Source organism: Bacillus sp. JJ1532 (assembly GCF_036965085.1).
Classification (GTDB): domain Bacteria; phylum Bacillota; class Bacilli; order Bacillales; family Cytobacillaceae; genus Cytobacillus.
In genome coordinates, this window is the sequence record NZ_JBALOW010000029.1 from 1 (window position 1) to 12,511 (window position 12,511).

Here is a 12,511-nt window from a genome sequence, read left to right on the forward strand (position 1 = left end):
GTCCAAAATAGCCCATCACAGTCACCAAACATAGGCAATGGTTCCCGCTCCAAGGGTTTTGAGGTGCAAGCGGTCATCAGTAGCCGGTTTAGGTGCCCGCTCCTACCAACAATAGTCAACTTCGGTCATCAAACCCAGCCAAATTTTTGGCATCCTTAAAAGGAGAAGTCACAACTTTTTATATACGCCTCGATCATCCATATGAAGGGGAAATCGGTGATACGTATCAATCCCCACTTTTGAAAAGATCGGTTCGACAAACCCGTCCTTTTCTGCTCTTGTTATTTTCATATTAAATTGTCAAACTTGTTTCTCAAATAATAAATTTTCGATTATTTCGCGTTTTACCTTGTAAAAGTGCCTCTTTTCATTCAAAATAACAAGATAAAAATGTAGAAAAGAGATGATTTTGATGCAAACTGATGTTATTCAAGGGAAATCGATAGAAGAATGGGAAAAGGAATACCCGGTGCTTTCAGAAATGACTAAGTTAAAGGAAGTTTTTTGGACGAATCCGAAGTACAAGTCAATCGCGGAGCACTCTTCCATGACGATGGAAGATGTCATCGATGCGGAAGAAAGATTGGCGCGCTTTGCCCCGTACATTGCAAAGGTATTTCCAGAAACGGCGAAGGAAAAGGGATTTATTGAATCACCGCTCTTTCCGATTCCGAATATGGAAACTAGGTTAGAAGAGCTTTATCAACATGTTTTACCTGGAAATTTGTTTTTGAAGGGGGATAGCCACCTTCCGATTTCTGGCTCTATTAAGGCGAGAGGCGGAATTTATGAAGTACTGAAATATGCCGAGGAATTAGCCCTAACACATGAGCTGCTTTCGCTAGAGGATGATTATTCAATATTGGCTGAGCAAAAATATAAAGATTTTTTTTCAGGCTACTCCATTGCTGTAGGTTCAACAGGAAACTTAGGGCTTAGCATCGGCATTATGAGCGCGAAGCTCGGCTTCAAAGTGTTCGTTCATATGTCGGCTGATGCCAAGCAGTGGAAAAAGGATTTGCTTCGCGAAAAGGGAGTAGTTGTCGTTGAGCATGCATCGGATTTTAGTGAAGCCGTTGCACAGGGCAGAAAGCAGGCAAATGAGGATCCGAATATGTATTTTGTTGATGATGAAAGCTCTAAGCATCTTTTCCTAGGCTATTCAGTAGCAGCCATTCGTTTGAAGAAGCAGCTGGAGGATACGAATATTAAGGTGGATGAGGAGCATCCATTATTTGTTTATCTGCCATGTGGTGTAGGTGGAGGGCCAGGAGGAGTCACATTCGGCCTTAAGCTTGTATTCGGAGATAATGTCCATTGTTTCTTCGTAGAGCCGACTCATTCCCCATGTATGCTCCTTGGTTTAATGACGGGACTTCATGATAAAGTAGCCGTTCAGGATTTTGGCATTGATAACAAAACGGAAGCTGACGGACTAGCTGTTGGGCGCCCATCTGAATTTATTGGCAAAACGATTGAAAATAAAATTAGTGGAATTTCAACTGTAGAAGATGAAAAATTATTTTCCTTCCTGACATTGCTTGCTGATACAGAGGGGATTTTTCTAGAGCCATCCGCTCTTGCAGGTTTCTCAACTTATATCGAATTATTACAATCCGAAACGGGGAAAGCATATACGGAAAAGAATCAGCTTCAGTCAAATTTAAACAATGCAGTGCACATCGTCTGGGGAACAGGCGGAAGCATGGTGCCTGAGAAAGAAATGAAGCAATATTACGAAAGAGGAAAACAAACGATAGAATAGGTGTTTTTAAGAAAAAGCAAAGGGGATTAAAACATTGGACGGTAAGTTATATTATAAAGATCCTTATATGAAATCCTTCCGTGCCCATTTACTGAAACAAGAGAAGGATGAGCAGGGCAGATGGTTTGCTGTTTTAGATGAAACAGCTTTCTATCCAACGGGCGGGGGCCAGCCTTATGATACTGGCGCCTTGAATGGTGTGAAGGTTATTGATGTGGAAGAAATTGACGGAGAAATCCGCCATTATTTAGAGGCCGAGCTTGGTGAAACTGCTGACATGGTTGCGTGTGAAATTGATTGGGACAGGCGTTTTGATCATATGCAGCAGCATGCGGGCCAGCATATTTTAACGGCGGCTTTTGTAGAGCTTTTTAATTTTGCAACGATAGGTTTTCATTTAGGAAGAGAAATGGTATCGATTGATTTAGATGTTAGCGAGCTTACAGAGGAACAGGCGATGGAAGCAGAGCTGTTAGCGAATCGAATTGTGTTAGAGGGGCGGCCAATCGAAACGAAATGGGTTTCGGAGGATGAACTTTCCAAATCTCAATTACGGAAGGAACTTGCTGTTACCGAAAATATCCGCCTTGTGATCATTCCTGATTTTGATTATAACGGCTGCGGCGGGACTCATCCGAAATCCACGGCTGAAGTTGGGCCTATCAAAATATTGGATTGGGAACGGCAAAAAAATAAAATCCGGGTTCACTTTGTTTGCGGAGGACGGGTTTTAACCCAGCTCCATCAAAAGCATAAAGTACTCAGGGAGTTGACAGATCTGTTAAATGCACCGGAACAAGATCTTGCGGCAGCAGCTAAAAAGCTAATAGAGAATGGAAAAGATCGCGAAAAGTCATTAGAAGCTATGCAGGAATTGCTTTTGTCCTATGAAGCAAAGGATCTTCTTAGTTCAATAGATCATACAGAAAATAGGAAGATCGTTAATGAAGTTTTTCAGAATCGGTCTATTCAGGATCTTCAGAAGCTAGCCCGATTGATGACTGCTCTTTCTAATGAAGTTATTGTTTTCTTAGTGAATGAAACGGAAAGCAAGCTGCAATTTGTATGTGCAAGAGGCGCCCAGCAGACTGTTAGTATGAAGAGTATTTCAAGTGAGCTGTTTCCTTTAATAAATGGAAAGGGTGGAGGAAACGATCAGTTTGCTCAAGGCGGAGGAGAGAAACTAATAACGGGTGAACTGCTTCTTCAGCATGCAAGGGACAAGGTATTATTGGACGTAAAATAAGCAATAAAATAAAATAACAGTTAATAAAATATTTAGAAAAATCTTATTAAGTGGTTGTCAGTCTGACTCTGTTGTATTACAATCCTAGTAAGGGCTTATGCATTACATTGAATGTTTATGTTAACCACATTAACACCCCATGTAATATCCTTGCTCTGCAGGAGGCATGTTCATGTTTCAGCAAAATACTGTTTATATTATTGGCGACAGTAAGACTTCTTCGAACAATCCGATTATGCAAAAGTATAATGGTTTCTTCATTGGTCTTGTCATCAACCGAGAAACCGACCAAATAGTTGATGCGGAATGTTCATCCACGATTGCATTGACTTCATCTTTTATTAAATCACTATTTGTAGGAAAATCCATCCTAGAAGTGGATCATGTGCTGGAAGAAATTGAACAGCGTTATTTTGGATCATCTCAAAAGGCTTTAATGGTGGCTTTTAAGAATGCGAATATTAAATATACCCAAATAATGAATAAATAAGCTGCTTTTTCTGTTAAACGCAGATGAAACCCAGCTGTTAGAGATGATTATTTTCTCTGGCAGCTGGGTTTTTATTTCAAATACTGTATGTTTCTTCAAAAGAAGTTGTTTTTTGATAAATTCTATTAAACTATAATAGGGGGACATATAAATGAAGCTATACATATCTGTTGATATGGAAGGGATTACAGGTCTGGCTGACTATACACATGTTGATTCTTCCAAGCATAATTACGAGCGAAGCAGAAGGATTATGACTGAAGAGGCTAACTATGTTATTACAGCAGCCTATGACCAAGGTTGTTCAGAGGTATTAGTAAATGATAGCCATTCGAAAATGAATAATCTTCTCATAGAAAACCTCCATCCAGAGGCTCAAGTAATAGTAGGAGATGTTAAGCCTTATTCAATGGTCCAAGGGTTGGATTCAACTTTCGTTGGAGCTGTTTTTGTCGGTTATCATGCAAGGGCTTCCATGAAGGGAGCAATGTCCCATTCGATGATTTTTGGCGTACGCAATATGTATATCAATGACGTGGCAGTCGGAGAGATGGGTCTCAATGCTTATGTTGCAGGCTACTATGGAGTTCCTGTCATTATGGTAGCGGGAGACGACCGTGCCGCATTGGAAGCGGAGCAGCTAATTCCAAATGTAACCACTGCGGTTGTAAAGGAAACGATTACCCGTTCAGCCGTTAAATCATTAACACCTGCAAAAGCAGGCGAGCTTCTAAGAGAGAAAACTGCCGAGGCTCTGAAAAATCGCGATTTAGTGAAACCGCTTGCACCGCCAGATAATCCGCTTCTCAGAATCGAATTTGCCAACTACGGGCAAGCAGAATGGGCTGCTTTAATGCCAGGTACTGAGATTGAAGAAAACTCGACCATCGTCCGTTATCAGGCAAAGGATATTCTTGAAGCCTATAGAGCAATGCTGGTCATGGTTGAATTAGCGATGAGAACATCATTCTGTTAGGAAGTGTTATTAAATGACAACTTACATTGTAAAACGCCTCATTGCCATGCTGGTAACACTTTGGCTAATCGTTACGCTTACCTTTTTTCTCATGCATTCGATACCAGGCTCTCCATTTAACGAGGAAAGGGCTACGAATGAGACGGTTCAAAGGAACCTGGAAAAGTTCTATCACTTGGATAAACCGCTTTATGTTCAATATGGAATGTATTTGAAATCAGTTGCTACATTAGACTTTGGACCTTCAATTAAAAAATCATCTCAAACCGTCAACGAAATGCTTGGAAGGGGATTCCCGGTTTCGTTTGAGCTAGGGATTGTGACTTTAATTGTTGCGGTTCTATCCGGTATCACACTTGGAGTGATTGCTTCCCTTCGTCATAATGGCTTCATTGATTATATGGCCATGACGATAGCTGTTCTCGGGATCTCGATTCCAAACTTCGTAATGGCCACCCTTCTTATTCAACAAGTGGCTGTTAACTGGGGTATCCTTCCTGTTGCTACATGGGTGAGTCCGAAGCATATGATCCTGCCAACGTTAGCACTTGCAACAGGCCCAATGGCCATCATCGCCAGGTTAACGAGAGCCAGTATGCTTGAAGTACTGACACAGGATTATATTAGGACAGCAAAAGCAAAGGGATTGTCACCAGTGAAAATTGTTTTTAAACATGCATTAAGAAATGCACTATTGCCGGTCGTTACAGTATTAGGCTCACTTGCAGCCAGTATTCTGACGGGGACATTTGTTATCGAAAAGATTTTTGCCATCCCGGGCATGGGAAAGTATTTTGTGGAAAGTATTAATCAACGAGACTACCCTGTCATCATGGGGACAACAGTTTTTTACAGCTCAATTCTAATTATGATGCTATTTTTAGTGGACATTGCTTATGGCATCCTCGACCCTCGAATCAAGCTGCATAAAAAGGAGGCGGCCTAATGGAACTAAAAAAACAGCATGATCGACATATTGCAGCAGACATTCCAGATGAATGGTTTGTTCCGAAAAAAAGTAATCAAGCTGAGGCTGAGGCCGTTGTTCGTCCAAGTCTTAGCTACTGGAAGGACGCATGGAGACGCCTATTAAAGAATAAATTAGCCATGGCGGGACTGACCTTTCTCATTTTTCTTGCCTTTATGGCGATATTTGGACCAATCATTTCTCCACATGATGTCACAGAACAAAAGCTCATGAATCAAAATTTGCCCCCTTCAAGTAAACACTGGTTTGGGACAGATGAACTGGGCAGAGATGTATTTTCTCGAACGTGGTATGGAGCTAGAATATCCCTGTTTGTTGGGATCGTAGCTGCCTTAATTGATTTTGCCATTGGGGTTGTCTATGGAGGAATCGCCGGATATAAAGGCGGAAAAACAGACAATGTCATGATGAGAATAGTTGAAATTTTATACGGACTGCCATATTTATTAATAGTTATTTTAATAAGTGTTGTCATGGGGCCAGGTTTATTTACAATTATCTTCGCCCTTACTGTAACAGGATGGATTGGAATGGCCCGGATTGTAAGAGGGCAGGTCCTGCAAATAAAAAACTACGAATTTGTCCTTGCATCTAAGACATTCGGAACGAAAACATCAAGGATTATTAGGAAAAATCTGCTTCCAAACACAATGGGGCCGATTATTGTACAAATGACTTTAACTGTACCATCTGCTATTTTCGCAGAAGCTTTTCTAAGCTTTCTGGGGCTAGGCATTCAGCCGCCTTTTGCTAGCTGGGGGTCAATGGCGAGCGATGGTTTGTCTACTATTCTATCAGGTCATTGGTGGAGATTATTTTTCCCTGCATTCTTTATTTCACTGACCATGTTTTCGTTTAATGTGCTCGGGGACGGACTCCAGGATGCACTTGATCCGAAGTTAAGGAGGTAATCATCATGGAAAAAGTTCTCGAAGTAAATAATCTCCATGTTTCGTTTAAGACATACGGAGGAGAAGTGAAAGCTGTCCGAGGGGTTACCTTTGACTTATACAAAGGGGAAACACTAGCTATCGTGGGAGAATCGGGCTGCGGCAAAAGTGTAACATCACAAAGTATTATGCGCCTTATCCCAAATCCGCCAGGTAAAATTGTGGATGGCTCGATTCTATTTAAAGGAAACGATTTAACTAAATTGAAAGAGCCGGAAATGAGAAATATTCGTGGGGCAGATATATCGATGATTTTTCAGGATCCGATGACAGCTCTTAACCCTACTTTAAAGATTGGCGAACAGATTATTGAAGGGATTTTGCAGCATAAATCCATTTCCAGACAAAAGGCCAAAAAGACAGCATTAGAAATGCTGGATTTAGTAGGCATCCCAGATCCAGAGGAGAGGTTAAAGCATTATCCTCACCAATTTAGCGGGGGGATGAGGCAGCGTATTGTTATAGCAATGGCTCTCGTTTGCCAGCCAGAGGTATTGATTGCTGATGAGCCTACGACAGCACTGGATGTAACGATACAGGCACAAATACTAGATTTATTTAAAGATATTCAGAAGAAAACAGGTGTATCTATTATACTCATTACCCATGATCTTGGTGTAGTTGCCCAAGTGGCTGACCGGATTGCGGTCATGTATGCCGGAAAAATCGTAGAGGCCGGTTCGAGAAGAGAAATATTCTATCAACCGCAGCATCCATATACGAAGGGTTTATTAAACTCTGTTCCTCGTCTTGACTTAGAAGGCGCTGATCTTGTCCCGATAGGAGGCTCCCCTCCAGATCTATTTTCACCTCCGAAAGGCTGCCCTTTTACAGCAAGATGCAGCTATGCGATGGAGGTTTGTGAGCGGGCTTATCCATTTAAAACCCACCTAAGTAATGAACATCAAGTTGACTGCTGGCTGCAGGACGAACGTGCTGTGAAAATGCTGGCAAGTATGAAGTAGGTCAGACCTTTCAGAGGGTTTCTAGCTTTTTAAATAGCCCTAATTGCATATAGCAAGAAGGGTACGAAGGCATGAGACCTTTGAAGGTTCTTTTCTATCAGCGATTATCATATAGCTGAGAATAGTAAAAATGGTCATTAATATTAAAAAGGGGGAAATGGCATGAAAAAGGTTTTATCACTCTTGCTAACAGGTCTATTGATTTTGGTACTTGCGGCCTGTACAGCAAAGCAGGATGCAGGAAAAGAGCCTGTAGAAAAAGAGAAGGATGATGGCAATAAAGAAGAAGAGGTAGTAACTGAAAAGGTTCTTTATTTAAACAATGGCATGGAGCCAACTTCGTTTGATCCTCCAATCGGTTTTGATAATGTTTCTTGGGCTGGGTTAAATAACTTAATGGAAGGGCTGACACGCCTAGGTGAAAGTCATGACCCTGAAGCAGCAACTGCTGAAAAATGGGATGTGTCAGAGGATGGGAAAACATATACTTTCCACATTCGCGATAATGCAAAATGGTCAAATGGCGATGACGTAACAGCAGGCGATTTTGTATTTGCATGGAAACGCCTTTTAGACCCTGAAACAGGATCTCCAGCTGCATTCCTTGGCTATTTCATCGAGGGAGCAGAAGCTTATAACAATGGCGAAGGTTCAGCTGATGATGTGAAGGTTAAAGCAGTTGATGACAAAACTTTCGAAGTAACTTTAATTAGTCCACAAGCTTATTTCTTAAGTGTTATTACAAATCCGGCTTTCTTCCCAATTAATGAGAAGGTAGCAACTGAAAATCCAAAATGGTTTGCTGAAGCAGCATCATTTGTTGGAAATGGACCTTTTAACTTAACAGAATGGCAGCATGACAGCCATTTCGTAATGGAAAAGAATGACCAATACTGGGATGCTGGAACAGTGAAGCTAGACAAAGTTCATTGGGCCATTATCGATGATACAAATACGGAATACCAAATGTTCCAAACTGGTGAGCTTGACGTTTCTGAAGTTCCGGCAGATCTAGCTGAACAAATTCTCTCAGAAGGAAAAGCTAAGGTTGAAGATCAGGCAGGGGATTATTTCTATCGTTTTAACGTAACGATGGAGCCGTTCCAAAACGTAAATATTCGTAAAGCCTTTGCTATGGCCATTGACCAGCAGCAAATTGTTGACTTTGTTACAAAAAACAAACAAAAGCCAGCTTATGGCTTCGTTGCATATGGATTTAATGATGCGAACGGAAAGGATTTCCGTGAAACAGCAGGCGATCTTGTAAAAACAGATGTTGAAGAAGCAAAAGCTCTTTTAGCAAAAGGAATGGAAGAGGAAGGCTATGAGACACTTCCTGAAGTAACAATCACTTATAGCACAAGTGATGCACATAAGAAAATTGCTGAGGCTCTTCAGCAAATGTTTAAGGATAATCTGGGTGTAGAAGTGAAGCTTGCAAATATGGAGTGGAACGTATTTGCGGAAGACCAGAAAGCCTTGAAATTCCAATTTTCGCGCAGTTCTTTCCTTGCTGACTATGCGGACCCAATTAACTTCCTAGAAAACTTCCAGACTGGTCTATCTATGAACCGTACGGGCTGGAGCAATGCAAAATATGACCAATTAATTAAGGATGCAAAAAATGAAGCAGATGAAGCAAAGCGCTATGAAATGATGTACGAGGCTGAGAAAATCCTATTTGAAGAAATGCCAATCGTCCCACTTTATTTCTATAACCAAGTTAATTTAGAGAATGAAGCTGTTTCAGGCATCGTTCGCCATCCTGTTGGATATATGGAACTGAAATGGGCGGATAAAAATTAAAAGCGGAAGCGCCTTGCCCAGGGGCGACAAGCATAAGACGAGCCGGCGAGAAGGTTGCCCTTTAACCTTCTTGTCGGATTGGCTTATGACCTCCGACGTACAGGACGTACTAGTGCCGATGTTGCCACAGGACGCGGCGTTCTTAGTCGGCGAGCCCCTAGGCGCTGGAGCTAGATATCTATGCTAACTTACTTGTAAGTTAAATTAAATTTCAAAAGGGGTGTTCGGTTGAACATCCCTTTTTTTAAAAAGAATATGAAGAAATTTTTATATTTTGATTAAGGAAAGGTCAAATTTTCAGGAAGGATGTGCCAGCATGTTAATAAAACCTCGCGCGTTAAAGGCTGGGGACACCATCGGTATTATTGCGCCAGCCAGTCCGCCAAATCAAGAGAATTTGTATCGTTCTTTCGCTTTCATAGAAGATTTGGGATTAAAGATAAAGCTCGGAAAACATGTTTATGATCAATATGGATATTTAGCTGGAAAAGATGAAGATCGATTAGCAGATTTACATATGATGTTTGCAGATAATGACGTAAAGGCAATTATCTGTGCAGGCGGAGGATATGGGACGGGGAGAATTGCTTCCCATATTGATTACGAGCTTATTAAAAGCAACCCGAAAATTTTCTGGGGCTACAGCGATATTACCTTTTTGCATACGGCTATTCGCAAGCTAGCAGGACTTGTTACTTTTCATGGCCCTATGCTTGCATCTGATATCGGAAAAGTGGATGCAGATCCACTTTCGAAGGAATATTTTAAGCAATTATTCAATCCAACTGAGATCCAATATAACGAAGAAATTTCTCCATTAGAAACTTTAATTGAAGGCAAAGCCAACGGAGAAATAACTGGGGGGAATTTGTCCCTTATAGCGAGCACAATCGGCACCCCATTTGAGATTGATACTAAAGGCAAGCTTTTATTAATTGAAGATATTAATGAAGAGCCTCGTTCTATAGATAGAATGCTAAATCAATTGCATATGGCAGGGAAGCTTTATGATGCAGCAGGATTCATTATTGGTGATTTTAATAACTGTGTTCCGGAAAGGGAGCTTTCTTTATCTCTTGATGAGGTGATACATCATTATGCGCTTTTAGCTAATAAGCCTGCTATTAAGGGATTTAGATTTGGTCATTGCTCTCCGCATATTTCCATCCCTCTTGGTGTGAATGCGGAACTGGATACTGCAAATAAACAATTAATAATCGAAAGTGGCATACAGTAAAATGATTTCGTTCAAAGGGTGCTATGCTTCTGTTCCTTTTGAACTACCTTAAAAGGTGGTATATATGAAAATAGACAAAATTGAGACATACAGGGTAGCAATACCACTTATTAAACCATTCAAAACGGCACTTCGCACTGTGACTACGGCTGAGTCCATCTTAGTAAAGGTCTCATGTGACAACGGAATAATCGGCTGGGGGGAAGCTCCGCCAACTGTTGTCATTACTGGAGAAACTCTTTCAAGCATTGAATCAGCCATTCACCATGTATTAAAGCCATATTTAGAGCAGCAAAGTCTATTAAGCTATGAAACTCTTTTTCAAGGAATTCAATCGATTTTAATCGGAAATTCGAGTGCAAAAGCGGCGATTGATATGGCCCTATATGATTGTCTGTCACAGCAATGCAAGCTCCCGCTTTATCAGTTTTTAGGGGGCCATAAACAGGAAATTGAAACCGACTTTACCGTAAGTGTAAACGGACCTGAAGAAATGGGAGAAGACGCTGTTGCTTATGTTCAGCAGGGCTTTGATGTACTGAAGGTTAAGGTTGGAAAGGATAATGTTCTAACTGATATCGAGCGGATTCGTGAAATAAGGGGACGTGTAGGCAAGGCAATAAAAATTCGTCTGGATGCTAATCAGGGCTGGTCACCGAAGGAAGCCATTCAAGCCATTCGTAAAATGGAGGAAATGGATTTAAATATTGAGCTTGTTGAACAGCCTGTAAAAGCCTGGGATATAGCTGGTCTTAAACAGGTGACTGATCATGTGGATACTTTGATAATGGCGGACGAAAGTGTTTTCTCACCGCGGCAGGCCTTTGAGGTGATTAAAACTAGAAGTGCAGATTTAATTAATATTAAACTAATGAAATCTGGGGGAATCTATCAGGCCCAAATCATCAATCAGCTTGCAGAGGTAAACGGAATGGAATGTATGGTTGGAAGTATGATTGAAACGCGGATTGGTATTACAGCTGCAGCACACTTTGCAGCCAGTAAGAGAAATATAACCCGCTTTGATTTTGACGCTCCATTAATGCTGGCGAAGGAGCTAGTGGAAGGTGGCATTAAATATAACGGCAGAAAAGTTACCCTGCCATCAGAGCCAGGGCTAGGCATACGCCATGTTCATGTAGAGGGAGGGGTTTCACTTGGCAACTCAATATAAATGGCTAGTAAATGTTCCGGTAGCTACGGTTTGGACATCTTATGACTCCGCGAGGGAAATCGATAAAGAAGCAGTAGAGTACCCGGCTGATGTGGAAGCGTGGCTAAATGGCCTGACCTATGAAACGAGCTTAGGGCTATGTAATCAAAACCTCGTCCAAACACAAGTGTTATTCGGTCAAGAGGTTCTGATTACAGAAGAGAAGGAGGATTGGGCGCAAATCATTGTTCTCGACCAAGCTTCGTCCAAAAATCCTAAAGGATATCCAGGATGGGTTCCGAAGGCTCAGCTCATTCAGACTCAAGACTGGAAGCTTGAAGAGGGAACAATTGCAGTCGTAGACGAGAAAAAGAGTATTCTATACGGAAGCGATTATGAGCCTATTATGATATTAAGCTATCAAACCATATTGCCTATAATAGGGTTGGAGGGTGATTGGGTACGGGTTCAAACGCCATCAGGAGATGGCCTGTTAAAGGCTGGAGAAATCAGTCAGTATGAAACCTTGCATGCTCGTCCTAAAGGTAATGGAGAAAGCATAGTTGCGGCAGGTGTACAATTCCTTCAATTGCCTTATTTATGGGGAGGAATGAGCAGCTACGGCTATGATTGCTCAGGATTTAGCTACTCAATGTGCAAAGCTAATGGATACACGATTCCACGTGATGCACATGATCAGGCAGCCTCAGGGGAAAATGTTGAATTGAACGAAATAAAGCCAGGCGACCTCCTGTTCTTTGCCTATGAGGAAGGGAAGGGCAAAATTCATCACGTTGGCATTTATTACGGGGAAGGAAAGCTCCTGCACTCCCCTAATACAGGAAAAAGTATAGAGATCATCGAATTAAAGGACACAGTATACGAAAAGGAATTATGTGCAGCTAGACGCTATTGGCAAGAGACGGGGGAATAGT

11 protein-coding genes are annotated in these 12,511 nt (G+C 41.5%); all 11 read left to right on the forward strand.

The window, feature by feature from the left end; translation table 11 throughout:
* The first annotated feature begins 412 nt into the window (after window positions 1-412).
* The 11 genes from V7122_RS11270 (at window position 413) to V7122_RS11320 (ending at window position 12,510) form a co-directional block, all read left to right on the forward strand.
* Window positions 413-1,765: a D-serine ammonia-lyase gene (locus V7122_RS11270; RefSeq protein ID WP_335353491.1), complete on the forward strand. Its 1,353-nt coding sequence runs from the start codon at window positions 413-415 to the stop codon at window positions 1,763-1,765.
* A gap of 34 nt (window positions 1,766-1,799) precedes the next feature.
* Window positions 1,800-3,011 carry an alanyl-tRNA editing protein gene (locus V7122_RS11275; RefSeq protein WP_335345129.1) on the forward strand — a complete coding sequence of 404 codons (1,212 nt, stop codon included), beginning with the start codon at window positions 1,800-1,802 and terminating at the stop codon, window positions 3,009-3,011.
* A gap of 172 nt (window positions 3,012-3,183) precedes the next feature.
* Window positions 3,184-3,501 (forward strand): DUF3870 domain-containing protein, encoded by a 318-nt coding sequence (locus tag V7122_RS11280; protein WP_335345130.1) that lies wholly within the window; start codon window positions 3,184-3,186, stop codon window positions 3,499-3,501.
* A gap of 151 nt (window positions 3,502-3,652) precedes the next feature.
* Window positions 3,653-4,477 carry a M55 family metallopeptidase gene (locus V7122_RS11285; RefSeq protein WP_335345131.1) on the forward strand — a complete coding sequence of 275 codons (825 nt, stop codon included), beginning with the start codon at window positions 3,653-3,655 and terminating at the stop codon, window positions 4,475-4,477.
* A gap of 13 nt (window positions 4,478-4,490) precedes the next feature.
* Window positions 4,491-5,423 (forward strand): ABC transporter permease, encoded by a 933-nt coding sequence (locus V7122_RS11290; protein WP_335345132.1) that lies wholly within the window; start codon window positions 4,491-4,493, stop codon window positions 5,421-5,423.
* Window positions 5,423-6,376, forward strand: a complete 954-nt coding sequence (locus tag V7122_RS11295; protein WP_335345133.1) for an ABC transporter permease — start codon at window positions 5,423-5,425, stop codon at window positions 6,374-6,376. The genes V7122_RS11290 and V7122_RS11295 overlap by 1 nt, the downstream gene beginning before the upstream one ends.
* A 5-nt stretch (window positions 6,377-6,381) precedes the next feature.
* The gene (locus V7122_RS11300; RefSeq protein ID WP_335345134.1) at window positions 6,382-7,380 is read left to right on the forward strand and encodes an ABC transporter ATP-binding protein; all 999 of its coding nucleotides are present in this window, start codon (window positions 6,382-6,384) and stop codon (window positions 7,378-7,380) included.
* Window positions 7,381-7,542: 162 nt separating this feature from the next.
* Window positions 7,543-9,186, forward strand: a complete 1,644-nt coding sequence (locus tag V7122_RS11305) for a peptide ABC transporter substrate-binding protein (RefSeq protein WP_335345135.1) — start codon at window positions 7,543-7,545, stop codon at window positions 9,184-9,186.
* A 316-nt stretch (window positions 9,187-9,502) separates the two neighbouring features.
* On the forward strand, window positions 9,503-10,423 hold the full coding sequence (locus tag V7122_RS11310) for a S66 peptidase family protein (RefSeq protein WP_335526788.1): 921 nt from the start codon (window positions 9,503-9,505) through the stop codon (window positions 10,421-10,423).
* A 64-nt stretch (window positions 10,424-10,487) separates the two neighbouring features.
* Window positions 10,488-11,597 carry a dipeptide epimerase gene (locus V7122_RS11315; protein ID WP_335345137.1) on the forward strand — a complete coding sequence of 370 codons (1,110 nt, stop codon included), beginning with the start codon at window positions 10,488-10,490 and terminating at the stop codon, window positions 11,595-11,597.
* Window positions 11,581-12,510, forward strand: coding sequence for a C40 family peptidase (locus V7122_RS11320; RefSeq protein WP_335526790.1), 930 nt, complete (start codon window positions 11,581-11,583; stop codon window positions 12,508-12,510). Before V7122_RS11315 ends, V7122_RS11320 begins: the two co-directional genes overlap by 17 nt.
* Window position 12,511: the final 1 nt, after the last annotated feature.